35 protein-coding genes are annotated in these 24,485 nt (G+C 42.2%); 8 read left to right on the forward strand and 27 right to left on the reverse strand.

The window, feature by feature from the left end:
- Nucleotides 1–111: 111 nt before the first annotated feature.
- The 14 genes from ACK8P5_RS16565 to ACK8P5_RS16630 form a co-directional block, all read right to left on the reverse strand.
- The gene (locus tag ACK8P5_RS16565; protein WP_422657361.1) at nt 112–504 is read right to left on the reverse strand and encodes a head decoration protein; all 393 of its coding nucleotides are present in this window, start codon (nt 502–504) and stop codon (nt 112–114) included.
- An 80-nt stretch (nt 505–584) separates the two neighbouring features.
- Nucleotides 585–1,235 (reverse strand): hypothetical protein, encoded by a 651-nt coding sequence (locus tag ACK8P5_RS16570; RefSeq protein ID WP_422657362.1) that lies wholly within the window; start codon nt 1,233–1,235, stop codon nt 585–587.
- Between the two features lie 40 nt (nt 1,236–1,275).
- Nucleotides 1,276–1,488: a hypothetical protein gene (locus tag ACK8P5_RS16575; RefSeq protein ID WP_422657363.1), complete on the reverse strand. Its 213-nt coding sequence runs from the start codon at nt 1,486–1,488 to the stop codon at nt 1,276–1,278.
- A gap of 229 nt (nt 1,489–1,717) precedes the next feature.
- The gene (locus tag ACK8P5_RS16580) at nt 1,718–1,972 is read right to left on the reverse strand and encodes a hypothetical protein (protein ID WP_422657364.1); all 255 of its coding nucleotides are present in this window, start codon (nt 1,970–1,972) and stop codon (nt 1,718–1,720) included.
- 150 nt (nt 1,973–2,122) lie between these two features.
- A complete protein-coding gene (locus ACK8P5_RS16585) occupies nt 2,123–2,437 on the reverse strand; it encodes a LexA family protein (RefSeq protein WP_422657365.1) in 315 nt (104 codons plus the stop codon).
- A 202-nt stretch (nt 2,438–2,639) separates the two neighbouring features.
- Entirely contained in the window at nt 2,640–3,119 is a 480-nt protein-coding gene (locus ACK8P5_RS16590; protein WP_422657366.1) for a hypothetical protein, read from the reverse strand.
- Nucleotides 3,120–3,169: 50 nt separating this feature from the next.
- Nucleotides 3,170–3,481 (reverse strand): hypothetical protein, encoded by a 312-nt coding sequence (locus ACK8P5_RS16595; protein WP_422657367.1) that lies wholly within the window; start codon nt 3,479–3,481, stop codon nt 3,170–3,172.
- 27 nt (nt 3,482–3,508) lie between these two features.
- A complete protein-coding gene (locus ACK8P5_RS16600) occupies nt 3,509–3,820 on the reverse strand; it encodes a hypothetical protein (RefSeq protein WP_422657368.1) in 312 nt (103 codons plus the stop codon).
- Nucleotides 3,821–3,845: 25 nt separating this feature from the next.
- Complete coding sequence (locus ACK8P5_RS16605; protein WP_422657369.1) at nt 3,846–4,301, reverse strand: ArpU family phage packaging/lysis transcriptional regulator; 456 nt, start codon at nt 4,299–4,301, stop codon at nt 3,846–3,848.
- A 195-nt stretch (nt 4,302–4,496) separates the two neighbouring features.
- A complete protein-coding gene (locus tag ACK8P5_RS16610) occupies nt 4,497–5,231 on the reverse strand; it encodes a replication protein (RefSeq protein WP_422657370.1) in 735 nt (244 codons plus the stop codon).
- A gap of 1 nt (nt 5,232) precedes the next feature.
- Complete coding sequence (locus ACK8P5_RS16615; protein WP_422657371.1) at nt 5,233–5,502, reverse strand: hypothetical protein; 270 nt, start codon at nt 5,500–5,502, stop codon at nt 5,233–5,235.
- 13 nt (nt 5,503–5,515) lie between these two features.
- A complete protein-coding gene (locus ACK8P5_RS16620) occupies nt 5,516–5,872 on the reverse strand; it encodes a helix-turn-helix domain-containing protein (protein ID WP_422657372.1) in 357 nt (118 codons plus the stop codon).
- Nucleotides 5,873–6,027: 155 nt separating this feature from the next.
- Nucleotides 6,028–6,300, reverse strand: coding sequence for a hypothetical protein (locus ACK8P5_RS16625; RefSeq protein WP_422657373.1), 273 nt, complete (start codon nt 6,298–6,300; stop codon nt 6,028–6,030).
- A gap of 465 nt (nt 6,301–6,765) precedes the next feature.
- A complete protein-coding gene (locus ACK8P5_RS16630; RefSeq protein ID WP_422657374.1) occupies nt 6,766–6,948 on the reverse strand; it encodes a helix-turn-helix domain-containing protein in 183 nt (60 codons plus the stop codon).
- Between the two features lie 138 nt (nt 6,949–7,086).
- Here ACK8P5_RS16630 and ACK8P5_RS16635 point away from each other — a divergent pair, with 138 nt between their 5' ends.
- The 6 genes from ACK8P5_RS16635 to ACK8P5_RS16660 all read left to right on the forward strand — a co-directional run bounded on the left by ACK8P5_RS16635 (nt 7,087) and on the right by ACK8P5_RS16660 (nt 10,758).
- Entirely contained in the window at nt 7,087–7,767 is a 681-nt protein-coding gene (locus ACK8P5_RS16635) for a helix-turn-helix domain-containing protein (RefSeq protein WP_422657375.1), read from the forward strand.
- A 2-nt stretch (nt 7,768–7,769) separates the two neighbouring features.
- Entirely contained in the window at nt 7,770–7,955 is a 186-nt protein-coding gene (locus tag ACK8P5_RS16640) for a hypothetical protein (protein WP_422657376.1), read from the forward strand.
- A gap of 1 nt (nt 7,956) precedes the next feature.
- On the forward strand, nt 7,957–8,148 hold the full coding sequence (locus ACK8P5_RS16645; RefSeq protein WP_422657377.1) for a hypothetical protein: 192 nt from the start codon (nt 7,957–7,959) through the stop codon (nt 8,146–8,148).
- Nucleotides 8,149–8,596: 448 nt separating this feature from the next.
- Nucleotides 8,597–8,806: a hypothetical protein gene (locus ACK8P5_RS16650; RefSeq protein ID WP_422657378.1), complete on the forward strand. Its 210-nt coding sequence runs from the start codon at nt 8,597–8,599 to the stop codon at nt 8,804–8,806.
- Between the two features lie 27 nt (nt 8,807–8,833).
- A complete protein-coding gene (locus ACK8P5_RS16655) occupies nt 8,834–10,036 on the forward strand; it encodes a site-specific integrase (protein WP_422657379.1) in 1,203 nt (400 codons plus the stop codon).
- 491 nt (nt 10,037–10,527) lie between these two features.
- Nucleotides 10,528–10,758 carry a hypothetical protein gene (locus ACK8P5_RS16660; protein ID WP_422657380.1) on the forward strand — a complete coding sequence of 77 codons (231 nt, stop codon included), beginning with the start codon at nt 10,528–10,530 and terminating at the stop codon, nt 10,756–10,758.
- A 227-nt stretch (nt 10,759–10,985) separates the two neighbouring features.
- Here the strand turns inward: ACK8P5_RS16660 and ACK8P5_RS16665 are convergent, their stop codons facing one another.
- The 3 genes from ACK8P5_RS16665 to ACK8P5_RS16675 all read right to left on the reverse strand — a co-directional run bounded on the left by ACK8P5_RS16665 (nt 10,986) and on the right by ACK8P5_RS16675 (nt 12,225).
- Nucleotides 10,986–11,099: a YjcZ family sporulation protein gene (locus ACK8P5_RS16665; protein ID WP_422657381.1), complete on the reverse strand. Its 114-nt coding sequence runs from the start codon at nt 11,097–11,099 to the stop codon at nt 10,986–10,988.
- A gap of 203 nt (nt 11,100–11,302) precedes the next feature.
- A complete protein-coding gene (locus tag ACK8P5_RS16670; RefSeq protein WP_422657382.1) occupies nt 11,303–11,542 on the reverse strand; it encodes a helix-turn-helix domain-containing protein in 240 nt (79 codons plus the stop codon).
- A 92-nt stretch (nt 11,543–11,634) separates the two neighbouring features.
- Entirely contained in the window at nt 11,635–12,225 is a 591-nt protein-coding gene (locus ACK8P5_RS16675) for an HD domain-containing protein (RefSeq protein ID WP_422657383.1), read from the reverse strand.
- A gap of 118 nt (nt 12,226–12,343) precedes the next feature.
- On the opposite strand from ACK8P5_RS16675, the gene ACK8P5_RS16680 reads away from it, so the two are divergent.
- Together ACK8P5_RS16680 and ACK8P5_RS16685 are read left to right on the forward strand one after the other, a co-directional pair.
- Nucleotides 12,344–14,338 (forward strand): GTP-binding protein, encoded by a 1,995-nt coding sequence (locus ACK8P5_RS16680; RefSeq protein WP_422657384.1) that lies wholly within the window; start codon nt 12,344–12,346, stop codon nt 14,336–14,338.
- 64 nt (nt 14,339–14,402) lie between these two features.
- On the forward strand, nt 14,403–15,074 hold the full coding sequence (locus ACK8P5_RS16685; RefSeq protein WP_422657385.1) for a tetratricopeptide repeat protein: 672 nt from the start codon (nt 14,403–14,405) through the stop codon (nt 15,072–15,074).
- Nucleotides 15,075–15,222: 148 nt separating this feature from the next.
- On the opposite strand, the gene ACK8P5_RS16690 is transcribed toward ACK8P5_RS16685, so the two are convergent.
- From ACK8P5_RS16690 to ACK8P5_RS16735, 10 genes are all read right to left on the reverse strand, one after another.
- Entirely contained in the window at nt 15,223–15,858 is a 636-nt protein-coding gene (locus ACK8P5_RS16690) for a GDSL-type esterase/lipase family protein (protein WP_422657386.1), read from the reverse strand.
- Nucleotides 15,859–15,972: 114 nt separating this feature from the next.
- Complete coding sequence (locus ACK8P5_RS16695; RefSeq protein ID WP_422657387.1) at nt 15,973–19,134, reverse strand: MMPL family transporter; 3,162 nt, start codon at nt 19,132–19,134, stop codon at nt 15,973–15,975.
- A complete protein-coding gene (locus ACK8P5_RS16700) occupies nt 19,118–19,597 on the reverse strand; it encodes a MarR family winged helix-turn-helix transcriptional regulator (protein ID WP_422657388.1) in 480 nt (159 codons plus the stop codon). Before ACK8P5_RS16700 ends, ACK8P5_RS16695 begins: the two co-directional genes overlap by 17 nt.
- A gap of 139 nt (nt 19,598–19,736) precedes the next feature.
- Nucleotides 19,737–20,159 (reverse strand): GNAT family N-acetyltransferase, encoded by a 423-nt coding sequence (locus ACK8P5_RS16705; RefSeq protein WP_422657389.1) that lies wholly within the window; start codon nt 20,157–20,159, stop codon nt 19,737–19,739.
- Nucleotides 20,160–20,199: 40 nt separating this feature from the next.
- Nucleotides 20,200–20,649, reverse strand: coding sequence for a MarR family winged helix-turn-helix transcriptional regulator (locus ACK8P5_RS16710; RefSeq protein ID WP_422657390.1), 450 nt, complete (start codon nt 20,647–20,649; stop codon nt 20,200–20,202).
- Nucleotides 20,650–20,690: 41 nt separating this feature from the next.
- Nucleotides 20,691–21,368 (reverse strand): ribose-5-phosphate isomerase RpiA, encoded by a 678-nt coding sequence (gene rpiA, locus ACK8P5_RS16715; RefSeq protein WP_422657391.1) that lies wholly within the window; start codon nt 21,366–21,368, stop codon nt 20,691–20,693.
- Between the two features lie 77 nt (nt 21,369–21,445).
- Nucleotides 21,446–22,000, reverse strand: a complete 555-nt coding sequence (locus tag ACK8P5_RS16720) for an O-acetyl-ADP-ribose deacetylase (RefSeq protein ID WP_422657392.1) — start codon at nt 21,998–22,000, stop codon at nt 21,446–21,448.
- 90 nt (nt 22,001–22,090) lie between these two features.
- A complete protein-coding gene (locus ACK8P5_RS16725) occupies nt 22,091–22,540 on the reverse strand; it encodes a hypothetical protein (RefSeq protein WP_422657393.1) in 450 nt (149 codons plus the stop codon).
- Between the two features lie 141 nt (nt 22,541–22,681).
- Nucleotides 22,682–23,308: a TraX family protein gene (locus ACK8P5_RS16730; RefSeq protein WP_422657394.1), complete on the reverse strand. Its 627-nt coding sequence runs from the start codon at nt 23,306–23,308 to the stop codon at nt 22,682–22,684.
- A 184-nt stretch (nt 23,309–23,492) separates the two neighbouring features.
- Nucleotides 23,493–24,470 (reverse strand): diaminopimelate dehydrogenase, encoded by a 978-nt coding sequence (locus tag ACK8P5_RS16735; protein ID WP_422657395.1) that lies wholly within the window; start codon nt 24,468–24,470, stop codon nt 23,493–23,495.
- Between the last annotated feature and the right edge of the window lie 15 nt (nt 24,471–24,485).

The following is a 24,485-nucleotide window of genomic DNA, read 5'->3' on the forward strand; positions in this document are numbered from 1 at the left end:
GTTTGATACATTCTTTGCCTTCCACTGCTTAAAACTCTCGCGTTGCAGTCCCTTTTGCGCTTTGGTCCATGCCATTAGATCACTCCTCTCATCGTCTCCAGTTCTGATAATTCAACGTACAACTACTCTTTTCGTGATAATCCCGATCTTTCGAAGAGTTTCCTCATGGATCTTGATGTTGTCGTTACCCCCGAACTTCAAAGCATCTCTATTGAATTCACCGGTTACATAACCAGTCGCACGAACATTTGAATTGGTGGCATCGACCTCTGAATCTTCGAGTATCGCAAAGGAATCCTGGGAACCGTCTCTGCTGGTGGAATCCACTGGCCTGACAATATATGTCCCGTCCGATCGTTTGCCTTCGGGCTGCCTAACTACCCCAAGAACCATGCCTCTTCGTATCACACCTGATCCGGATTGGACGATTACTGGGAGTGTCCTGAATACCCCCGGTCCTGCAATTAAATTGTCATAACCGCATTCCTCGTTATCTTGGCGCATTGTTACCGCCCCGAGCTAAATCTAAGGCGCGATCCATTAGAACCGCGCCTCTCTTCACCTAGTCCCCGTATACTTTGGAATCACTCCCAGTGTATTTTCGTCATGTGTGGTAAAACATCCATTGGCCAAACTTCTTCTTTTTTGAAATACTGTTCTGTGTCATGACCAGCCAACCAGGATCTAATAAATAAATGTTTGCCGTGATCTTTGAGTGAATAAGCTCTCGGATCAATGGTCGCGAGATAGGGGTAATGATTCAATAAAATTTCAATACTACTTCTACCAATAGTTTCGCATTCTATTTCATTGATCTGTTTCTCGATTTCTTTAATCTTGGACTTCAATGCATCTCGTTTAGAAAAAGACTCTTGCTCCAAACGAATCCGTTCTTCCTCAGCTTTATTGGCGGCATCTCTAATCTTGTCTAAGTCCTTCCCATAGAAGTCACGTGAAGTTCCTAATTGATTTTCATACCCTGCAATAGAGTCCTGTATCTCTTCAAGCTCAAGCCGTAGTTTCCGGTTTTCCTTCTTAAATTTCTCAACACCACTGGTGTTATCCTCACTCATTTCAAACTCGATCATTTGATCAGAGTTCTCTTTGATCTTTGCCTGAATGACCGCCACTTGCTCTTGGAGTCCATTAATATTGCTTTGGATCAGTTGCTCTCGTTTCTCAACCTTATCGCTGAACTCCTGCAAGAGCTCCTTCCAGTCCTTTTTCTTTAGCATGTTTCTACCTCTCCCTTGATTTAGTTATTAACGATGTCCATTACCGACGATATTTTTTTGCCAGAGCGACCATTTGTTCAGTCGTTTCCTGCTGTTTCATAGATGCCCGAAGAATCCGTAAAGCTGCATCCTCAGGAGCTTCTTCAGAAGCTATAGCTGCGTCAATATGACGGCTGTTTTCTGGAGTCCTCCATGAATTAAGTACCTGGACTCGTTCCTGCTCGGTTTGATGAGAATTCTCTTTATTACTCATTGAAATTACATCCTCTCTATATTGGGTAGTGCCTTAATACGTCTTCATGAGTTGAGCTCCCCAAACGCCTATACTTATAAGCAAATGACGGGTAAAACGATGAGGTGGAGAACGACCACACTCTTTGGCACACATATGGCGCATACACTTATTCCTCCTAACAATAAAAATTAACTTTTCTATAGTTTATTCCTATAAGCGAAATCTGTATAATGACTATTAGTTGAAATTACATACATAGTTCGGTACTTGGATTCTCCGTTGTTGGCGCAACGGGGAATTTTCCGTTTTCTAAGACTTGTTCAAAAAAACCACTCGGTAATTCAAGATTTCTTTCAACTAACGTCAGCTCAATGGCTTTTTGTCCAGATGTTTCACTATCCACTATCGATAGGTTGAAGACTGAAGTTACCTCTTTTATTGATTTGTTGCAGTAAACCGAGAGAGCTTTGATCAGGATAGACACTAAGAAATCGTTATGCATGCTAAACTCCTCCTCTGATATAAGATGGTTACTACAGGGCCACCTCAGTTTCTTACATTCCGTATACTACGGCTGTTGATCCGGAGAATAGGCTGCTGAATGAATTCTATTTGAACTGCTGGTTTTATCTTCTTGACTCCCTTCTGTTGTTCAAACATCAAATACCGCCTTCTTCACTTGACCAACAATGAAGATTTCATCAGGAGAATATGGGTGTGAGATCCCCTCGGAATCTTTCAGTACCATGGTATCGCCTTCGTAATAGACTCGCTTCAATTCGCCTTCAATGTTGCCAATGACAACCAGACCTATTTTGCCGTTCTCACAATAACTCTGTCTCTGCACCAGCACTTGCATACCCTTTCGAATGCCTTCACCAGCCATGCTGTCATCCTTGACGTTCAAGTAAAAGCACTCTCCATCAATCGGTTCGCTTGAGGCTTGATTCCAGACCGCTAAGTTCATCGTATATCCCCTCCGATATTTAATTGTTTATTCCTGCGCTCCATCATTTACGTATGCTGCCTTGGTTGTATGTATGGTGATGGAGCGAGCTTATGTTGGAAAGTCTTAAGTCGCTTTCTTTCTTTGCAGATTACGAAGGATAATAGCGCATTGTAATGGATTTCGATCGCGCCACAGCTTAGCCAATTCATTTAGTGACATCCTACTCAACTCCTTCCGCAGGCATTGTTACCGTGCGAAGAAGCACCGCTCGAAGATATCCCTCTGAATCTAAGTGATTATCAAACTCCTCAAGAAGCCATCCTGTTTCAGTATGTTGAATAACACTAGCGAGCTTATCATCGGCTCCGGTTGGATTGTCGACCTTTGCATCAATAACAATCACTTTACGCTCACGGCAAGCCATTAACTGGTCATGTGCCTTCTTGATGGCCTTCAGCAACTGACGATATATTTCCGGATGTTGCTCTTTACTGAATCCTAGAATTTCAGTTGCAATTGGAGCAACAATCTCATACGCATCCTGCTGATCATGAGGCGATTGTAATGCTGCATCCAGAATGGACGAAAAGTAAGGTTCGTAGATCTCTCCGCTGTTGGTTAACGGAATCATGTGTCCCTCAAAGTTTATTTCTCCACTTTCAGCAATAATTGGGGCGACCAGGTTTCTTATTTGACTCATGGTTATCATCCTTATCTTTTTTTAGATTTAATTAGTTCTTACTGGTAGTGTTATTGCTGGATATTAGGATTAAGATCCTGCCAAGCTTCCCTGATTGCGAGTGCAAGTCTAAGGTGAATTCGTCTGTCCTCATGCTCGGCTGCTTCTGAGAGGACCTGACGAGTGATGGGTGCCAGATAATCGTCAACTTCGTCCCAGGGTGTGTGAGGATTTAAAGCCGCGTCAAGTATTTCTCTAATCCTTATAGTCGGGTTAAACAATTCACCATCACCCGCGTGATCACTCAAATATTGAGCAAAAGCAACCTCCTCGCCAGACTCGTTAGTGATTTTAGGAGCAATTTCACTTAACTGTTTATTCATGCTTATAATCCTCACTTTTCAATTGGTTTACTGGATGACTCCAGTTACAAAGGCATTTGGATCATTTGATAACTCGCTCTCCACGAACTTCCTGAACTCTTCCTGCAGCCCCATCTTCTCAACGAATTGCATAGCAGCCATCTCAGACAAATCCGAATTCAGTATGTTTGCAAGATGCTCTTTTAAGATCTCCATATTATCCGACGTCTCCTGGATCGCCTTCTGATAAGTCTGAACAATCTCCAAGATGTACTTCGTCACGACTTCTTGAGTTTCTGGTTGGGATCTAACGCATTGTATTAGTCCTCTAATTCGGTTTTGTATGGATTCGTTGATCACTTTTCTCCTCACCTCCCTCCCCATATTATCCAAGCTGTTTCAGACCGTCGATTTGAAGATTTAACATCAGTGCAAGTAGAGCCATTGCTTTATTCTTTAATTTCGCGTAGGTAGCTTCAGTGACTGGTGGATCCATTAGCAAGCTGTATACGGCATAATCGAAAGGCATATCTCTTTTCATGTATCGCTCTGTGATGAGGAAACGTTCCCTGTGGGGAAGTTGCTCAACTGCCTTCTCTAATCGATCGCAGAATGCTCTTCGGCGTGCAGGCTCGTCCACGTTATACACAGCTACATTTGATGTTTGATCACTTGTAGTACCCGTGAAACTTTTGGGTGTGTCGCTAATAACCGTTGTTATGTTCACTTCTCTGTCATGAAACAAGGTGTATTTGTATATGTGATACCGCTCGAGCTCGTTTTCGACTGCAATCCGGATCTCTTTTTTCACATCAGGCGGTAGCCTATCTATACACTTCACATTCATCTGCCCCTTTGGTAAGATAGATTTAACCACCGCACCTTACCAGGTGCTTTTTTTTATGACCTTCTGCTGGTCGTTGTGCAGGTCGCTCTTTTAAATCCTGCCGGTCGCCTTGCTCTGAAATACCTTGTGGCGTAAGGTTTTTTGCTGGTCGCTTTTCTTTTTCCTGCTGGTCATTCTGCTGGTCACTTTCTAGGTGTCAAACTGATCGTATCTTCCCACATCAAAATACCTGTAGGTTATTTCTAGAAAGTAAACAATACTGCCGTTGTTCCCCTCTGGTACTTCACTTTTCAGATACAACACGCTTTTTTCTACCCATTCCTCCTCTGTCACTCCAACATCTATGAGATAACCTATCTGTTGGTCTATAAAGACAAAACTTTCTTCGGAGATTCTAACGTGCTTCTTACCTCGTATCTTTTTGTAAAGATTTAGATAGATTGTTAAAAAGGGAATACCGTCGATTTTCTCAAAATCGATGTAATGTTTTTCTTTACTCTCTTTTTCTTTTGATTCTTTCTTTATATGACTATCTAATGAGTTAGTACCTCCACTATCTAATGAGTTAGTACCATTACTAACTAATGAGTTAGTTCCTTGAAGTGATTGGGGGATCGGATTAGTTCCCTCAACCTCGAGTAAAGGATTTATCCGCAACAACCTCTTGCCCTCTTCATACTTCTCGATGAGGATCTTTTGATCGATCAATTTTCCCAATTCTCGTGTAACCTGAGGATTGCTACAGCCTGTTAACAGTGAGAGGAAATTGAGAGAAAACCAGTTCCAACTTTTATGAAAGCCGTATGTGTTCCTAATGACCGCATTAATGATTCGGAACTGGGTCATATTTAACTTTGCTTTCATGAGAAAATCCATCACCCAATGTGGGACCTTAACAAAAAGTTCGTCTGTAGAATCAGGCATTTCACCTCACCGCCGCACCTGCCGTAAAAAGCAGACTTATAAAATCATGTTCTTCAATATCACCTGAAATGTAGTCGATCAAGGATAGATGCAAAGGGCCGACACTCATTGGCTTAACTCCATTTATTTCGAACATGGTAGCCGTTATTTTCTCAATCATCTCATCAGTAGCCACCAGTTTAATTCCAACCCCCTCGAGCTCCGTTGCCTTATTCGTCAAGTCTCGTATTAATTGCAGTAAACTAAGGGTAACCGAACGATTTATATTCATTTCATACTGTCCCCTATCTGCCACTGCAATCATTGGTGTTTTCCGATATCCATTTATCAAGTTCATACCGGCGGAAGAAATATCTGTTCTTTACCTTGAAAAATGGAATGCTCTTTGTTCGAATCAAGTCGTATATGGACCACGCCGACACTCTAAGATATTCAGCTGCCTCTTTCACATCGAATGTCTGGACAGGCGGTTCTGGTGATTGAACCTGTTGCTGGGTAATCATTTGAGCAAGCTGCATAAGCATACCTTGCTGATCGATGGGTTGTTGGCGCTCCACCACTTCAACAACTGAAGGTGTGTGATAGGTGGGTCGCTGAATAATTACAGTAGGTGACACTGAACGCACGTTTCTTTTCCGCATAGTTCGTTCCTCCTCAAAACATATATTGGTGATCACAACTCAATAATTCCTTTAATATTTTGGCGCGCAATGTTTCGAGGTAGATTTACCTCAACAACTTATTAGAGCCAAAAATATCTAAAGAACTCTAGACCATTTCCCACTAAGACAACCTGTTACTTACCAAACCGTTTCCTCGCACGTTCCGCCATGGCTGCACGTTGTTCATCTGTGTACTGTCTCTCTACTGCAAAACGAACCTGGTTTCCGTTAAGCTTCCATCTGGCTGCAGTAACTCTGTCGGTGCCCTCCGCTCTTTCCTCCCAATATGGCTGAGAAATCTTATACAACTTGGTCAAATGCTTTTGAACGCATGTATACACGTCCCAACTGTTATCTATAAAGTCGTATCGACAAATCGTTTCACGTTCTTCGTTTGTGTAGGTCATTGATTTGATCTCCTTCCCGAATTTCTAAAGAAACTGTTTATGTTTCTTTGTGTCTAACCATTAGTTAGGGATAATGTAGCGGATGGATTAGTTCTCCCATATTTTCAAAACAAATTCTTTAAATATTGATCATCTACTTAAATCGCAATGCAATCGCCTCGAACGCCAGCTGCTTATTCCTTGAATCCAAATAATCCATGTCACTGAGATTGACCTTGTTTCTTTGATTAAATAAGTGGAGCGCGAGATTAAGCATGAATTTCTCTGATTCACTCCAGGGACGAGCAGTCCGCTTGAGCGCAGCGAAATCAATTGTGCCTTCCTCGAAATCGAAATACTTTGAGTTTAGGCAGCCATTCAGCTGTCATGTTTCGAGAACAGATGTAATGTGCCTCTCCAGTAACGATCTTGTAATTCAAGATGAGCAGGAATTTCCATACCTTTGTCTCCTTTTGTAATAGAGGATTACTTTCCAGCACAGTTTTGTTCTTCTTGTTTCGCGATCCATTCATCAAGACTTGTTTTACGAAACATAATTTTGCTTCCGATCCTATATGCGGGAATATTTTTATCTCGGACCAATTCACGAAGTTTGTACTCACTTGCTCCAATATATAGTGCAGCTTGTTTGACAGTCATAGTACTCATATGTATTCACCACCTTTCGTTGATGTGTCAAATGTTGTTGATGTGTCAACTATAATGTCTTCTTGTTGTTGTGTCAAGAGTATTGTTGTTGTATTAACAAAGATGATGTATTATTGATTTGAAAGGGGCGTAATTACAATGGATATTGTTAAATTCGGAGAATATATCAGAGGAAAAAGAAAAGCGATGGGCTATAATTTGACTCAACTTTCTGAAGAGTCAGGTGTTTCGCATCCATATTTGTCCCAAATTGAAAATGGGAAACTAAAAAAAATTCCTTCTGCAGAAATACTGGGTAAACTAGCTCCACATTTAGGAGTGAGCCATACAGAACTTCTGGTACAGGCAGGGCACTTAACGAGCGAACAGTTAGATCAATTATCCGAATGGGAGAATCGAATCGATAATAGACCAGAACTGAAGGTATCGTTTATGGAGTTACAATTTCAGCTATGGGCCAACTATGGAGATGAGTTTTCGAAAAAAATGGCTCCAATAATTCAAGCCCTAAAGACTGGTTACAGTGATATTCTCGGAAACAACTTTAAATTCAATTTTAATTCACTCCGTGACTTAGAAAATAAAGCTTTAACTGCAGATCCCAAAGTGAGAGAGCGAATTGAGTCATTCTTCATCGAAATATTAAAAGCAACTCAAGCAACAAGAGACAATTTACTATTGCGTGGTGACCTGGATTATCTAATAAATCTCCCCATCGCTAACTACAAGGGGATCAACCTATCAGCGACGGATAGAAAACATATCCAAAGTTTTTTAGAAGGTCTTTTTGCCAACAGATTGCACAATAATGGAGAATAGACATGAAAAAGAAGATATCTATTAACGTAGAATTCGTAAGAATAGGTACCGATGAAGAAGCAGAGGCTGCCATCAGATCAGCAATCAAATATATCATGCTGGATTGCCTAGATAAACACGGGACTGTAGCACACAATCACGATGAAGTATTGGATAAGTACATTACTGTGGAATCCGGAGGAACTTAACATGAAAAAGAAAAAGGAGCTTGTCTTCACTCGTGCCTTTTATGATAAATATACAGGTGGATACTTGGGGGATAACCCGGAAGAGGTATTTGCTAAGCTAACCCCTGAGAGACTTGCTCCTCTGAAGGCTTTGACAATGGAGATCATAACCGGGAAACCGCACACGCCGGTTCTCTCCAAAGTTGAATATTGAGGTTCAGAGAGATCCCGCTGAATCATCGGCCGGACGTTACCACCTTGTACACCATTCGCGTATTAATCTGAATTTCATAAGAACTACCATACGAAAATACACCTAACGTCATTCAGAGGTACATTCACCCTATCTGATGAATTGGTGTCTTTGGCGCTTGCAAACTCTTTAGTTTTCAGTCGATGCCCGTTTTACTGGATTGAGGGTGCGCATCTAATACCCGCATGGATCTTCTTGGGGTATTACTCTCCACCACTAAAACACAAGAAACGCAATATATATTGTCTTTATTTCTTTTGTCTTTCTTGGGGGGGTCAAATCGTCCCCCTTTAGTGGGGGAGAATTACCCCCTTCTATCAACCAGCAGACCAACCAGCAGAACTTCAAGCGGCACAAGTCATTTCAGCTACAAGCAACCAGCACCCTAACCAGCAAAAGGAGATGAATCATGGATCAGTATAAAGATAAAATACTAGGCTCTAAAGTCATCAATGGACCTCATGGGAAAATAACGGTATTTGTTGTTGATGACGGAGAAAACTCAACTGCATTATCAGATCTGTACGATACTCTAGCGAAAATTATGGTAAACCAAGCAAAACGAAAGGCAATACGAGAAGCAAGAGAATTTACAGAACAAGAAACTGTGAATGATTAATCAATATGAAATAAGGAGGAGTCTTTTATGCCAAGTATTCAGAAACGAGGTGAGCGTTCTTGGCGACTCATAGCCGAACTAGGGTATGATGCAAACGGTAAACGAATCCAAGAGAAAAAAACCATCAGAGTTGAAGATCCAGCTCTTCTAAGAGCTCCAAAGCGACTTCAAAACTATCTAGATGCAGAACTCATCAAGTTTCAAATGGAAGTAGAAGCTGGTAACTATATAAAACCGGAGAAAATGAGCTTCGAGGCATTCGTGGAAAAGTGGACAAAAAAGTTTGTGGAGACAGAGCTTGAAGAGAAGACACAGTTAAATTATAAATTCCATGCAGAGAAAAGAATCGTCCCCTATTTTGGCGCCATGCACATGGACAAGATCAAAACCTTGCACATTACTGATTTCTTGGATTATCTAAAGACACCAGAAGCTATTCTGAGGGGTTCTAAGCCTCTAGGATCCGCAACTATAGTTTATAACTACCGAGTACTCAGAAGCATCTTTGCGAAGGCTGTAGAATGGCGTGTGCTCAAAGACAACCCTATGACGGGAGTTAAAAAGCCAAAGGAAGAGGATCTGAAGGAAATGGAAGTATATGATGAAAAAGAGATCGCCAAACTGTTCGAAGCGTTAACGGACGAGCCTCTTCATTTACGTGTTCTCGTTAGCCTTGCTGTTACAACTGGAATGCGCCGTGGAGAATTAGCTGGGCTCGAATGGAAGAACATCGATCTAAGTAACGGATTCATCGATATTAAACAGACCATTCCAATGTTCAAAGATAATGAGCCGGTGATCAAGGGACCAAAAAACAAAAAATCCGTTCGTAAGATAGCTCTCTCCCCTGCTGTTATAGAAGAACTAAAACTTTACTATTCAGAATGGCGGAAAGATCGATTTAAAATAGCTGATAAATGGGAAGGTGGAGCATATGAATTTTTGTTCTGTCTGCCCAACGGTAAACCAGTATCACCACAACGATTAACAGCTTGGTGGATAGACTTTCATCGTAAGCATAAATTAAAGCCTATTCGATTACATGACTTACGCCATACTTCTGTTTCATGGATGATATTTAAAAAGGTCCACTCTGAGGCTATAGCCAAACGTGTAGGTCATACAAACACAAAGATGCTTGAGATATACGGCCATATATTCGAATCGGTTGATAAGGCAGCTGCCAGTGTCTTTGATGATATAGCCATCCCATCCAAACGGAAAGCATAATTGGGCACGTAAGTTGGGTACCATTTGGGCACCAAATTCACAATATTAGCCCAAAATGACCTTAATCGAACATATGTAAAATGAACAAAAACCCTAATATACAAAGGATTTCGTTGATATGACAAAACATTCAAAACCGCATTTTTCACATCTCCCATGAGGGCGCTCTGCAAAGGGCGCCCAAATTTTTTTGTCCAAAAACCCTAACTAGCCTTTTTCACAGCTGTTTACTAACCCTTCCAAAAAACAACCCCAGAACATATCTGGGGTTTTCATGTTTTCATTTTCATATGTAAAAAAAGTAATCTCTTGAGCTATGTTGTAATCAATTCACTACGACACGGGTGTACTTATCCAGCTTTATTTAGGCATTTGTGTAAACGCGAAGTTGGGAAGATGGTTGGCTTGTGATGTCCTTCATCGTATATTCGCTCCTCGAGTATGGAAACTTCTTGAAATGTAACACGTATAACTTAGAAGGAGTGATTTCTATGTTAGTTATAGCTTTGTTTATTATATTGCTCGGAATTATAGTTACCGTACCAGCGTTTCTTTTTTTGTTAAAACCTGATTCCGACTGGGTTAGATGGATCAAAAAAATCCCTGAAGACGCCACTCTCGATGATACCGATATATTAGGTTTCAGAATTATTGGATTATTAAACATCGGAGTAGGAGCAGCTCTTATCGTTGGTTCAATTTTGAAAATTTTTGTATGGTAGTCGTAGATTATGCAAAGTTAAGGTTGTTAATCCTTAATAATAAATCACACATAAGGTGGCAATCTCGTGAGAAACGAGTTCCTCACTTTTAAGTAAAACAGACCAACCAGCATCGCCGGTTGGTCTGTTCATTTCGAAGCATGCTATCAAGATCTATACGACCACTAGAAGATGGCTGTTCGTTAACGCCTGACGCTGATTGCTGTATCATAAATTTTAACGAAAAATTAGATAAATGCGCGTGTAATAATAACTAACAGAATAAACAATACCAAGATAGCACCTACCGAGGAACCCATACCGTATCCACCGCAACCATAACCTCCGTGTACTCCGCTCACATAAATCCCTCCTCGTTTAGAACATAACACATGTTATGCTCTAGCCCTTCAAACGAACTAGGCGAGCGCCTTATATCCCAAATATTAAGTCAATTGCCTATAGGCGCTTCTGATTCTGTGTTGCAGATATAAGCTTCTAAATAAAAAGCGTGACGGAATTCGTTCTCCGCACGCTTATGTTGTAAGTTACTGTGGAAACAATGTTACTCAGCAGCTCCAGCTGTATGATCTTCCTCAGGAGAGGCTACCTTTCTACGCCGATCAATAAGCCCTTCTTCACCATGTTCCCTATACTTTCTCATCCATACTTTTAAACGGCCGATATCGGAAATTTCTAGAGCTGCTGCAACTTCTCTTTTAGTCATTCCATCTAGCCTCATGGCCACTGCCTTTTTCTTGGTCTCCAGGCTATAATAATGAAAAACCTGCCCCTTTTTAGCCATTGATATCACCTCTACCGATATATATCGGCTAGGCTTTGCATTTTTTCAATATATGCATGTCATCACAAGCTAATAATAATTAATGGAATGAACTACGGAAGTAAATATCCCTTCTGGACAGCATCAGCAATTAGCTCTTTCGCCCAACACCCTATTTCTGGTACAGATAACGTAATCGAATCAATCCGGGCTAATACCTGAGCCGAAGTTACCCCATGTTCAAGCCATGCCTTCCCCTCTGTCGCATAATTGTGAAGAATAGGCTGAAGACGATCCACTGCAGCAGCAAATTGCGCCTCTATTGTTGATCCATTCTCGAATTCAAGCCAAAGGTTCATCATCTCCTCGCCTTGATCCTTTGGTAAAATATCAAAAATTCGCTCTGCTGCTGCTCGCTCACGATCAAATTTATCCATGTTCCCTTGAACATCATATGCAAATGTATCGCCCGCATCGATCTCAACTAGATCATGAATCAATAACATTCGAAGTACATGTAACATATCCGGTTGTTCTCCAACAACATGTTCTTCTAGTACCGTGGCCATAAGTGCAATATGCCAAGTATGTTCCGCATCATTTTCACGTCTACTTCCATCTGTAATATATGATCTTCTTACAATATGTTTCAGTTTGTCCACTTCTCGAATAAAATCCAATTGTCTTAAAAATCGCTCGTTCATGTCTTGTTACCTCCCCTAGAAGTCTCTTATTAAATTAGCATAAAATTCGTATCTTCCAAAATTTATCCTATGCTATAATCATGAATCATAAGTATACAACAACAAGGAGCTTAAATAGATGCTTAAGACCCCGATTCGAAATGTCGGTATATTCGCCCATGTTGATGCCGGAAAGACAACAACAACCGAACATCTACTGTTTAAGAGTGGCGCTATTCGTAAACTGGGGAGTGTGAATGATGGAACTGCTCAGACAGATCGGATGGAAGTGGAACGCGAGCGCGGAATCTCAGTGAAATCTGCAACCGCCTCATTAGAATGGAATGGTGCGCGCCTCAATCTGATCGATACACCTGGACACGCTGACTTTCTCTCAGAGGTTGAACGTCCTCTTCGGGTCATGGATGGCGCAGTTCTGATCATTTCGGCGGCAGAGGGTATCCAGTCTCAGACCGAAACCATATGGCAAGCACTTCGTAAGTTCAATATCCCTACTTTAATCTATATTAACAAGATGGATCGAACAGGTATCGAAATAAAGAGACTTATGGAAGAAATACGCCTAGTTCTCTCACCAAATATCTTTCCTGTAACCGCACCTGATGGGGAAGGCCAAGCTTTTTATAAAGTGTATTCCATTTGGAATGATGAGAACCGATGTAATCCGGAAGTCATGACATCCTTGGAATATGCTTCAGAACTCTCAGCTGTACTAGATGAGAAACTGTTGGAACTTTATCTTGAACATGGGACTCTTCCGGTAGAGGACGTCCGGCGAAAGCTTCAAGCTTGTGCTCTAAACGGGGAGGCTTTCCCTGTCTGCTTCGGAGCTTCTCAGCAGGGGATTGGAATACCAGAACTACTTGATCATATTCACGAATATTTGCCTGAAGCTAGTGGTAGTGAAGACAATGATTTATCTGCGGTCGTCTTTAAGATCGAGCGCGATGCTCACATGGGCCGCATTGCATATGTACGCCTTTATCATGGTACCTTACAGAACCGCGATTCCATCTTAAACGTTACAAGAAATTCCACGGAGAAAATCACCCAAATCCGTAAAATAGATAGCGGTGGTAAGTTGATCGATACGGGGCAGGCTGCTGCAGGAGAGATTGCAGCGGTGTTTGGCCTAATCCAGACTCAGATTGGCGACATCCTTGGAAGTAACGAGGGAATTCCTGAATCTCCCGAAATAGCTGTACCCCTATTGACGGTACAAGCACGCAGCAAAGATCCCTTGAAATACCAAGAGCTTGCAGAAGCATTACATGAACTTACAGATGAAGACCCCCTACTCGATTGCCAGTGGCTCCCAGCGGAGCGTGAGTTGCATCTGAAAGTCATGGGAACCATTCAGCTCGAAATACTTGAAAACATATTACTGAACCGTTACCAATTAGATGTCGTGTTCGACACGCCTTCCGTGATTTACAAAGAAACGCTTGCTTCAAAGACGCAGGGCTTTGTCGCCTATACAATGCCGAAACCTTGTTGGGCCATTCTTCGTTTCGATATGGAGCCTCTCCCTTTGGGGAGTGGTATCCAGTATAGCTCTATCGTACGAAATGAAAATCTTCTACAGAGCTACCAAAACGAGGTTAAGCGGCGCGTACCTGAGGCACTTCGCCAAGGTTTATACAGCTGGGAAGTAACCGATCTTAAAATCACGCTCATCGAAGGTGAGCATCATGTATGGCATACACACCCACTAGATTTTGTTATCGCTACTCCGATGGCTTTGATGAATGGACTTGCGGAGGCGGGCACTATTCTCCTTGAACCCATGCTTCGTTTCCGAATGACCGTTCTGGAAGGAATCGGTGGACGAATGCTCAGCGATCTTGTACAGATGAGGGCTCGTTTTGATAGTCCTGTTATTGTGAATGGCCGCTGCATCGTAGAGGGTGTTGTCCCCGCTGCTGAATCACTCGATTTCCCAGTCAAGCTTCGCTCATTGACTGGAGGACGGGGTATATGGACTACGACATTCTTCGGATATGAGCCATGTCCGCCTGAGACGAAAGTGGCAAGAGAACGCCGTGGTGTTAATCCGTTAGACCAGGCCCATTTTATTCTCAGCATGCGGAATGCTTTATCAAGTGAGCATTGATTCTAGATCATTCCTAGAATTGATGAAATTCTATTCTTGAATTATTTATTAATGGGGGATATTCATGGGTAAATTCATTGGCTTTTTCTTATTATGGAGACTAATCGGTAATCCGTTCATTGCCATACTCATCATTTTATTGATTGTGTATCTACTGGATCGCCGGTTTGTTGGACTATTTCCGAGCATCACTCGTCCTTTCAAGCGGTTACGTCATATCTCTAAACTTCGTGCACAGATTGCAAGCAGTCCTAGTGATGTATCCTCAAGACATGAGCTTGCAAGACTTCTCATAGAGCGTCGTAAGTATAGTGAAGCGTTGGCTATTCTAGAATCCATTCGATTAAATTCAGAAGATTCTGCGGAATATTGGGATGATCTGGGCACCTGCTTCTTACATACAGGAAATATTCCACAAGGTGAACAACATATCTTAAAAGCATTACAGATGAATCCAAGAGTAAAGTACGGTCGACCTTACCTTCGTTTAGCAGCAGCTTTCAAACACAGCGATCGGGAAAAAGCGATTACTTATGTAAAAGAGTTCCATTCCATACACTCTTCCTCTAGCGAAGCTTACTATCTCTTAGGTTCCATGTATAAGGATCTGGGTAGGATAGATGAGGCAAAATCAGCCTTTAAGGAATCCGTAATGATTTATAAATCCTTACCTAAATATAAAAAGCGTCAAGAGCGCAAATGGGCCATTCGCAGCCTATTAAAAGGTGCTATTTAATTCTACAGTACTTAAACTTGTACCCTGATAAAAAAACCGACTATCCTTTTTGAACTAAACACCTCCAAGTCGTAAGTTATTCCCTTACAATGGAGGTGAAATTCAAAAGATGCCGGTTTTTTTGATTCTTTATTTATTCTAAAATTGATTATTTTAAAGGCATATAACCAAGCTGGTTAAGTTTCTCTGCGATCACTCGATATCCTTTAGAACTGGGATGTATTCCGTCAAAGGATAACATCTCTCGTTCTCGACCAGCAAACCACGAATATACATCAGCTACACCTAAGTAGCTTCCAGTAGTCAATCCAAATAAATATCTATTGAAACGAATTACATACTCTGCTGCCTCATCCCATGTGGGGTATGGATTATACAGACCGACCACTCTTAACACATAAGGGTGACCTTTACCTGATTTAAGCCTAGAGATAACTGAAAGACAGCCTGATATATTACGCTGACAACGCTCTAATGCTTTTTCCAATCGCTTTCGCTCAGGTAGATCCCCCCCTGACTTCACAGCTCGAATGAGATCATTCCCTCCGATCGAGATTGTGATGATATCCGCATGATTAAGCTGTCTCTTAAACACTGGATCTCGTAACAAGCGATCATACAATGCATCCGAAGTTAATCCGTTAATAACTAAATTCGTATAATCAATCGATTGCCGCAAATGCTCTTCTGCCATCCTCCGGTATATAGGAACAAAACCGCTGCCGGGCAACGCACCGATCCCAAAGGTCAGAGAGTCGCCAACAGCGGTGTAATGATACACCACTACACTCACCTCCACCCTGCTCAGCTCCATATTATATGTGGGACACCTGTGTACTGAAACTGACAATAGTCTGGTGTACTACAAGAATCCAAGCAAGGATGAGTGCAATCATGATTATAAGTGTACGTTATTTTGTTGTTGTTCCTGTTGACGGGCACCACTGAATGGCCACCAATTTGCTCTACCGAACATTTTCACCATCACGGGTACAAAGAACGGCAAGAACAACAGAGCATAGAGTATAAGCCCACTTAAAACAACCGTAGCAATCTGCATCATAGAGAGTACGCCGGATGGATACATCGCTGCAAATGTACCTCCTAATATTAAGACAGCAGATAGTATAACCGTACCCATGTTTCGCATCGCATGAAGTATTGCATCTTGTACGTTCATCGTCTTATTCTCGTTAAACCGATCCATAAGGAATATGCTGTAATCTACACCAAGCGCCGTAAGCATAACAAATCCAAAGAAAGGAGTTGCCCAGCTTATACCGGAATAACCGAGTAGATCAACAAATACAAATTCCGTTATACCTAGAGATACGTAGTAGGTAATTAATAATGAGAATAACAGGTATAGCGGCATTATAATGGAACGTAGAAGAACAATTAGAATAAGTAGTATTCCGGTTACCATCAGGATTACAGTCCGGTTATAATCTTCATCCGAGATCTTCTTCAAATCCGCATACGTACTCGTCACTCCACTAATCGCTCGCTCTGCATTCTCAAGCTTCGTACCTTTGACGGCACGGATTACCGCATCTTCGATATTGTTAATACTGTCCAAAGTTTGTGCCGCATAAGGATTCCCTGCGAAAACCACATCAATAGTCATCATTTTACGATCAGGTGACAAGTAGATATCAAACGCACGCTCCATGTCTTTATTATCAAGCGCCTCCTGAGGTATAAAGAAACCGCTCAGCTCTTGATCCGGAGCAGCTTGAATCTGTGCAAGATAATCTTGTGCTGTGGTTAACCCACCGCTAATCTTCCCAAGTCCATCCACACTTTGATCAAGACCATCCGTCAACTGTCCAAGCTGGCCAGCTAATTGATCGAATCCTTCAACGATCTGTTGTTGTCCTCCTCTTAACTGCTCCAAACCGTTCTCAATGGATGGAATCTTCTGAATAACCTGACCTTGGCCTGCAGTCGCTTGCTCCAGTCCTTGTTGTAAAGCATTCATACCAACGATCAACTGATCGAGTCCTTTACCTAGAGCTTGTTGACCAGCTATCGCAGTTGCAAAGCCTTTATTCGCCTTACCAAGCCCGTCTGCTGCTTGTTTGGTCTGCTTTTGTATTTGAGTAAGACCAGAGGCAAGTTGTGAGGAACCTTTACCTGTCTCTTCTACTGTTCCTCGAATCGTTAAATAATCTTTATTTTGAAGCAGTTCCGGTATCGATGTCTCTAAGTTTCTAAAAGAAGTTTCGAGTCCGTCCAGCGCTTTAGCAACACCGCTTAGCTGTCCCGATATCGTTTTCATAGCCTCGCTTAAAGCGCCCATACCTTGAGCTGCATCATTATAGCCTTTTAACAATTCCTGATTAGCGGCCACCAGCTGATCTGCGCTCTTCTTAGCAGTCTGAAGACCACTCTTTAGCTCAGATACACCCATAGAGCCACTTTGGATGCCTTTTTGAATTTGTTTCAGAGCATCTCCTAACTGCCCAATCCCCTGCCCCAAATCAGCAGTACCCTGTGTCAGCTTGCCGCTACTCGCGGCTGCTTCTTTCAGCTTAGGTTCATTCTGACTTAGCTGGCGACTTGCCTCAGACAATCCTTTCTGAATTTGGGTTAATCCATCCGTTGTCTGGTCCAGTCCATCATTCAAAGCGCCTACTTGCTCAGTAACTCTGAAATCCTTAATCTCATCACCAGCTGGTCGTGACAAGCTACGTACAGATTCAACACCATCTACCTTCAGAATCTCCCTAGATATTCTTTCTGTCAAAGCCATATATTCACCGGTATCCATCCGGTCATCATTCTTCATAACAATCGTTGCTGGCATAGACTGTCCTGCTCCGAATCCTGCCTCAATCAGATTAAATCCTCTTACAGATTCATAATCTTCACTGATTTCTTCCATACTGTTGAACGACAACTGCCCGTTATACGAAATCAGGAAAGGAGCGCAGATGATAGCAACGATGAGAAGAGCAGCCCATGGGCGTTTTAGCGAGAACTTACCTGCTATTCCCCATACTCTACTTTCTTTGTGCTCTAACGAACCTTTTGACGGCCAGAATAACTTATTACCTAACACCGCCATAAAGAAAGGTACAACGGTAAACAGTGCTATCAGCATCACGGCAACACCAACAGCCACCGCTACTGCAGAACGATACAATATAAATTGAGAAAAACCTATGGATAAGAATCCAATAAATACAGCAAGACCAGAGAAGAACACCGTTTTACCCGCAGTTCTGTAAGTTTCTACAATCGCAGATACCGTATCCTCCTGACGCATTAATTCTTCCTTATATCTACTAATTAACAGAATACAGTAGTCCGTACCGATCCCGAACATGACGGCGACCATAAAAATTTGTGTAAAGGTAGACAAAGGGAAATCAGCAGTGTCCACCAAAAAAGCTACAATTGACTGAGATACAAGGTAACTTATTCCTACAGTCAGCAAGGGAACAAATGGGGCTACTATAGAACGAAACACTGCAAAAAGGATAACGAGAATAAATATGATTGTTATGTATTCCGTCTTCTTAAGTCCATCTTCCGAGCCTTGAATGGTATCTTCGTTAATCAATTCATTACCCGTAAGATAATATTCTACTCCGATATCGCCAAGCGCTTCATGAACCTTAGATCTCATCTCATTCACAGGCAACTTATCCATGTCAGATGAGATGGCAACCATCATCGTCTTGCCATCTTTGGATATCATTTTGTCTGCAAGGGTTGGCTCATCAAAGGGATTCATGATTGTATCTATGCTTAAATCATCCCTTTTTGATTTTAATTCGGTCACAGCTTGCTTGACCTTATCCTTCCCTTCTTCACCTAGACCATTAGATGCGTAAAATACCATAGCTGATTGAACTAGATGTTCTCCACTCTGTGCTGTGTTCATCTCTTTCAACATCTCAGCAGCCTTAGTTGATGAGTAACCATCTGGAACAGAAAGCTGCCCTTTCTCTCGGACAAGCTCAGTCATTGAAGGCGCTGTAAACATCAACACAACGGTTGCCACCAACCACACTGCAATGACTGCCCACTTTGCTTTAAGTATCGCTCTCACGCTCTTGATCCCCTCCATGTTCCTGCATTAATCGAGCCAATTTTTCATATAGCGTAATAAAATGCTCCACTTCATTTTCATTAAAATGAGTTAAATAGGAAGCCACAAGCGACTGTAAATGCAGTTCTGCTTGTTCATGCACACGATGTCCGGCTTCGGTTAGTGTTAAATAAACGACTCTTCGATCATCCTCATCCCGAGATCTCTCAATCCAGTTTCGTTCTACCATCCGGTTCACAATGGCTGTAATGGAGCTCTTACCCACAAACAGATAGTCAGCCAAAAAAGTAGACGTACATCGTTCGTTACTGCGGATCAGGCACATCACTTGAAATTGTTCTCTTGTTAAATCCACATTGATGCCATCTCTGGTATCAGCAAGAATACGCCGGCTCACCATCATGTCCGCAGCAATATATCGCTTGATCCAACTTTCCGCATTTTGAAGTTCGATCTCATTCACCCCCCTGTCCAATTAGTTCGCTTATAAAACTATTCAATGATAAAACTATATTATTCCAAGACGCCATTGTCAAATTTAAACAATAAAAAAACCAGCATGCCTCAAATGAGACTTGCCGGTTGTTCTTTACAGTAAAATTTTATTCTTCTTCTACTTCATAAACGCAACGATAACGCTCTACACCAGGATAAAGTTCCCCTAGACTATAAATTTCAAAACCGATACTGCGGTAGAAACCTACAAATTCTTCATCCGTCTCTGCGATTACCCGTACAGGCTTTAGCTGAAGCATCAGCTCCAAAATCATTCCCCGTCCGTAATCTTTTCCACGGTTTTCCGGTGTTACTGCAATATGCTTAATCGTCAGTTCATCCTCACTAGCATCGACACCAATAATGCCGACTAGTACGTCATCTTCCTCATAGCCATATAAATCTAGACCATTCGGCTTACGATATGCCTCAACGGCTTGATCCATTCTCTCTGGATCTGGAAAGACAGCATAAGCGAGCAGTTCCTTTACTTCCAGATCATCTAATCGAGAGGAAATTTCTTTAATCATCATCCAATCTCCATTTCCACATTAAATTCCTGCGCTACAGCTACAGCAGTTCCTCTGCGGTTGTCCCGAGCTTCCGAAGCAACGCTGCTGCTTGTTCTTTCTCTTCATCAGACAGTCCACTTACTGCATTAACGATCTTATTCTTATGACCCGCGAAGATCCCCTCAAAAAAAGCAGTACCCTCCTCGGTCAATTCAGCATAAATCACCCGGCGATCCTCTGCTGAAGCTCTTCTGATGAGCAGATTTTTTTTCTGCAACTTGTCCACTACATATGTAATGTTCCCGCTCGAAATCAGAACCTTCTCACCGATTTTTTGAAGTGGCTGTGGTCCCTTATGATAGAGCACATCCAGTACACCAAATTCCGTTGAGTTCAGACCATGACTTTGAATACTTCGATTCGAATGAGCCATCACTGAATTATAAGCTCGTGAAAGCACTACTAGTAAATATAATGACAATTCTTCGTGTTCATGCTTATCTGACATGCTCCTATAACCTCCGAAATTATCTACTCTTTGTTGTTGTGTTACGTGGTTCGGTCAATAACAACAACAGAGCCGTCTTCATGTCCAATAAAAGCCCTGTCTGCCATACCAATAAACAAACCATGCTCAACAACACCCGGAATCTCCTTTAATTGCTTCTGCAGCTGTTCAGGAGAGTTTATTATACCAAAATTGCAATCAACTATATAATTTCCATTATCGGAAATATACAAATTATTCGATTCACTCTTTCGAAGCTGCACTTTGCACCCTAGCTGCTCTAAGGCAGACAATGTCCATTCACTTGCAAACGGGACTATTTCAACGGGCAGAGGAAAATTCCCAAGTCGATCTACAACCTTGCTCTCGTCTGCCACGATGAGCAGCTGATCGCTATGAAATGCTGTTATCTTCTCGCGTAATAGCGCTCCGCCACCTCCTTTAATTAATCGTAGCTGAGAATCTAACTCGTCCGCACCGTCAATGGTTAAATCCAGCCTATCGATCTGATGAAAAGGAATCAATGGTATCTCGTGCTGGACAGCTAATCTTTCTGATGCTGTGGATGTTGCTACGGCTTGAACCCGAAGCCCTTCCTTAACTAATTCTCCAATTCGTACGATTGCAAAGTATGCCGTTGAGCCGGTTCCAAGCCCAATCTTCATTCCATCACGTACGTACTGAACCGCTTTTTCTGCAGCATTTTTCTTCTTATTCATGTTGATTGATCTCCTTATTTATTCCTAAAATATAAACGGGGCTGCCTTGGCTAGCCCCGATAATCATAACGACCATGTTATTCAAAACGTTCAAGCCAACGCATATATAATTTAACATTATCCATTTCAAAACATACAAAATCAATCTGCTCAATCCGATGGTCCAGCGGTTCGACTTGCAGAAATTCAGATACCGCTTTCAATGCAACGTCACAAGCTGGAGATTTGGGATACCCATAAATACCGGTGCTGATATTGGGGAAAGCAATGGTGCGCGCGCCTACTTCAATTGCCAGCTGTAAGCTGCTACGATAACAATCCGCGAGGGTTAACGCTTCACCACGTCCTCCTCCTTCCCAAATAGGACCGACGGTATGAATAACGTGCTTCACATCCAAATTTCCAGCACCTGTTATAACCGCATGACCTGGAGGACAACCTCCCTGGAGCTTACGTATTTCTTTACACTGCTCCATAATCTCAGGCCCACCAGCTCTGTGGATGGCGCCGTCAACACCATTTCCGCCCAATAGGCCGGAATTTGCTGCATTAACGATTACATCGCCCTTCCAAGTTGTAATATCACCTGATAAGACGGAGATCCTTGTGTTTCCGATCATTACAGTTTTCATTCGGAAAATCTCCTTTCGGCCTTTTTCCTTCATTACCCCAGCAAAGGGCCGTTTGACCCGAACTTCAATCTGTGTTTTTTCAGCAGCTTTTTATTTGGTATTAGTATGTGTGAGTTGCAGCTCACTACCGACAACTTGAGCAATCCGGTCTGCCATTAGCATTTCCGCTTGACCTTGTAAAGAGCCTTCTTCGGTGTGATAAGTTCTAAATGTTCCTTTATGAAGGGATTGTTGTATGTGATTTATGAGAATACTTCCCGCCTCTTCTAACTTCAAATCACCACGGTCTTCATCTGTAACTCGGCATAAGATTACCCTCATCATTCCATTCAGATCATGATACTCTAAAGAGCCCAGCGGTACCATGGTCCTTCGGTCCTCTTCCGTAAATACTTTTGTCATATAAACTGTATATTCAGCTGGAGGCACTGAAATGTATGCTCCCTGCTTCTTCTCGGCAATCAATTTTGAATTTCGATAAGCCAAGTAACCCGAAATGCCCAACATCAGTACACATACCACGATCCCAAACCAAAGCATTCAAACCTCTCCTTATGTATAAACCTTGTATTTAAAGCCTAATAATCAGATGAATATCTTTCGGCTCAAGCTCAAACAACTCCGGATCTTTGTCTGCCGTGAGGATGCCTCCATTGAATCACCCTCCGTTAACCATTTTGATTAGTACTTCCACCATTGCAAAATAGCCAGCAGTGACAAATGAACCGGATAAAACGATCTCCATACCCAGGAACGAACACGGAGCAATTCTAATCGTCTCCATAATACGTCACCATATACGAAAATAACTGTCGGCAGGATGCTCCACAATTGTAGAACCCAACCGTTTAAGAACAAGAAGAGAATATTTAACAAGAAATGCCACCAAACCAGCAAATGTAGCGGTGCGTACCGGAAAATCAAGATTAACAATAGACCATAAGCTCCATAATCAAAAGGAATGAAATCCATGACAAAACTTGCCACAGCTACAATCAGAACGGAAATTAGCATAGATTCAGTGCGATCTAATATCAGAAGCACGAATACACCAGCTAGAAGAGACACAACCACATTTAAACCTGAGGAGTCTAGCGCTAATTGATAAGGTATCTGTGATAACAACGCAATGACACCAAGTCGCATGATGTACCGAGATCTTGATGATGTACGGGTATACCCTTGAACTAAGGCGTAAACATACAATGGAAAGGCGATTCGCCCTATAATTCTCCATATCTCTTGCTCTGGAAAAAAGACAAGTCCAACATGATCAATGAGCATGGTTAGCATCGCTAGCAGCTGCACAACGGTTCCTCCTATGATTATAGCTTCAAAGGCTAATTTCCATTTCACCCTTTCCATTATGAGTTTCTTTATGGTCCTCTGCAAGTTCATTTCGTCACGAATGAATCTGAGTCTTTAATTGCAAAAAAAAGCCCGTACCCATTAGGTGGGCACGAGCTTGCCTTACTTCGTTATATAGCGTGTATTACAAAAGTCTCTTACGAAGTTCAGCAGGTGAATGAGGAGAAAGCATGCCAAATGGAATATCAAACACGGTTTTCGCTCCAGCATCGCCAGCTTGTCCAAGCTTATAAGCAGCACGAGCATAAGCAACAAGCACGCTTGCAGTAAACTCAGGATTACTGTCCAGTGTCAGGCCGAATTCAATAATCTGTGTATTATTCTCGCCCGTCCGGCCACTGCGAAGAACCATACCACCATGTGGCATCGAGGAGTGATCTCGTTTCATATCTTCCTCACTGATAAAGTTCACCACAGTATCATAGTCAGCGAAGTAGTTCGGCATTTCTTTGATTTCAGTCTCGATTGCTGCTGTATCTGCACCTTCCTCAGCTACGATGAAGCATTCACGTAGGTGCTTATCACGCGTACTTAGTTCAGGGTTCTCACCATTACGAACACGCTGAATCGCCTCTTCACGAGGAATGGTGTATTGTACACCGTTCTTAACACCAGCAACGCGACGGATCGCATCAGAGTGTCCTTGGCTTACGCCTTTACCCCAGAAAGTATACTCATTACCTTCTGGAAGCACTGCTTCTGCAAGCAATCTGTTCAAAGAGAACAGGCCTGGATCCCAACCCGTGGAGATGACGCTAACCTTGCCACCTTCACGAGCAGCTGCATCTACACTCTCATAGTAAGCAGGGATCTTGGCATGGGTATCAAAGCTATCTACCGTATGGAACTTTCCTGCCAAAGCTGGACCTTGTTCCGGTAAATCTGTTGCTGAACCACCGCAAAGAATTAAGACATCAATTTGTTCTTTATAGTTATCTAGTTCAGATATGTGTACTGCTGTAGCCTCAGAGGAAACACCCTGTGGATCCCGACGAGAAAATACAGCCTTTAACTCGAAATCGGCATTTTGCTTAAGGGCTTTTTCAACCCCGCGGCCCAAATTTCCGTATCCTACAATCCCCACTCTTATCTTGTGTGTCATATTACGCCTCCTCTA

It is taken from the genome of Paenibacillus sp. EC2-1 (genome assembly GCF_049311625.1).
Taxonomy (GTDB): domain Bacteria; phylum Bacillota; class Bacilli; order Paenibacillales; family Paenibacillaceae; genus Paenibacillus_AQ.

Bases quoted from the DNA above. Each gene is read 5' to 3' on its own strand.
- ACK8P5_RS16565 (WP_422657361.1), bottom strand. From the start codon at position 504: ATGCGCCAAGATAACGAGGAATGCGGTTATGACAATTTAATTGCAGGA.
- ACK8P5_RS16570 (WP_422657362.1), bottom strand. From the start codon at position 1,235: ATGCTAAAGAAAAAGGACTGGAAGGAGCTCTTGCAGGAGTTCAGCGAT.
- ACK8P5_RS16575 (WP_422657363.1), bottom strand. From the start codon at position 1,488: ATGAGTAATAAAGAGAATTCTCATCAAACCGAGCAGGAACGAGTCCAG.
- ACK8P5_RS16580 (WP_422657364.1), bottom strand. From the start codon at position 1,972: ATGCATAACGATTTCTTAGTGTCTATCCTGATCAAAGCTCTCTCGGTT.
- ACK8P5_RS16585 (WP_422657365.1), bottom strand. From the start codon at position 2,437: ATGAACTTAGCGGTCTGGAATCAAGCCTCAAGCGAACCGATTGATGGA.
- ACK8P5_RS16590 (WP_422657366.1), bottom strand. From the start codon at position 3,119: ATGAGTCAAATAAGAAACCTGGTCGCCCCAATTATTGCTGAAAGTGGA.
- ACK8P5_RS16595 (WP_422657367.1), bottom strand. From the start codon at position 3,481: ATGAATAAACAGTTAAGTGAAATTGCTCCTAAAATCACTAACGAGTCT.
- ACK8P5_RS16610 (WP_422657370.1), bottom strand. From the start codon at position 5,231: ATGCCTGATTCTACAGACGAACTTTTTGTTAAGGTCCCACATTGGGTG.
- ACK8P5_RS16615 (WP_422657371.1), bottom strand. From the start codon at position 5,502: ATGAATATAAATCGTTCGGTTACCCTTAGTTTACTGCAATTAATACGA.
- ACK8P5_RS16620 (WP_422657372.1), bottom strand. From the start codon at position 5,872: ATGCGGAAAAGAAACGTGCGTTCAGTGTCACCTACTGTAATTATTCAG.
- ACK8P5_RS16625 (WP_422657373.1), bottom strand. From the start codon at position 6,300: ATGACCTACACAAACGAAGAACGTGAAACGATTTGTCGATACGACTTT.
- ACK8P5_RS16630 (WP_422657374.1), bottom strand. From the start codon at position 6,948: ATGAGTACTATGACTGTCAAACAAGCTGCACTATATATTGGAGCAAGT.
- ACK8P5_RS16635 (WP_422657375.1), top strand. From the start codon at position 7,087: ATGGATATTGTTAAATTCGGAGAATATATCAGAGGAAAAAGAAAAGCG.
- ACK8P5_RS16640 (WP_422657376.1), top strand. From the start codon at position 7,770: ATGAAAAAGAAGATATCTATTAACGTAGAATTCGTAAGAATAGGTACC.
- ACK8P5_RS16645 (WP_422657377.1), top strand. From the start codon at position 7,957: ATGAAAAAGAAAAAGGAGCTTGTCTTCACTCGTGCCTTTTATGATAAA.
- ACK8P5_RS16650 (WP_422657378.1), top strand. From the start codon at position 8,597: ATGGATCAGTATAAAGATAAAATACTAGGCTCTAAAGTCATCAATGGA.
- ACK8P5_RS16655 (WP_422657379.1), top strand. From the start codon at position 8,834: ATGCCAAGTATTCAGAAACGAGGTGAGCGTTCTTGGCGACTCATAGCC.
- ACK8P5_RS16660 (WP_422657380.1), top strand. From the start codon at position 10,528: ATGTTAGTTATAGCTTTGTTTATTATATTGCTCGGAATTATAGTTACC.
- ACK8P5_RS16670 (WP_422657382.1), bottom strand. From the start codon at position 11,542: ATGGCTAAAAAGGGGCAGGTTTTTCATTATTATAGCCTGGAGACCAAG.
- ACK8P5_RS16675 (WP_422657383.1), bottom strand. From the start codon at position 12,225: ATGAACGAGCGATTTTTAAGACAATTGGATTTTATTCGAGAAGTGGAC.
- ACK8P5_RS16680 (WP_422657384.1), top strand. From the start codon at position 12,344: ATGCTTAAGACCCCGATTCGAAATGTCGGTATATTCGCCCATGTTGAT.
- ACK8P5_RS16685 (WP_422657385.1), top strand. From the start codon at position 14,403: ATGGGTAAATTCATTGGCTTTTTCTTATTATGGAGACTAATCGGTAAT.
- ACK8P5_RS16705 (WP_422657389.1), bottom strand. From the start codon at position 20,159: ATGATTAAAGAAATTTCCTCTCGATTAGATGATCTGGAAGTAAAGGAA.
- ACK8P5_RS16710 (WP_422657390.1), bottom strand. From the start codon at position 20,649: ATGTCAGATAAGCATGAACACGAAGAATTGTCATTATATTTACTAGTA.
- rpiA (WP_422657391.1), bottom strand. From the start codon at position 21,368: ATGAATAAGAAGAAAAATGCTGCAGAAAAAGCGGTTCAGTACGTACGT.
- ACK8P5_RS16720 (WP_422657392.1), bottom strand. From the start codon at position 22,000: ATGAAAACTGTAATGATCGGAAACACAAGGATCTCCGTCTTATCAGGT.
- ACK8P5_RS16725 (WP_422657393.1), bottom strand. From the start codon at position 22,540: ATGCTTTGGTTTGGGATCGTGGTATGTGTACTGATGTTGGGCATTTCG.
- ACK8P5_RS16735 (WP_422657395.1), bottom strand. From the start codon at position 24,470: ATGACACACAAGATAAGAGTGGGGATTGTAGGATACGGAAATTTGGGC.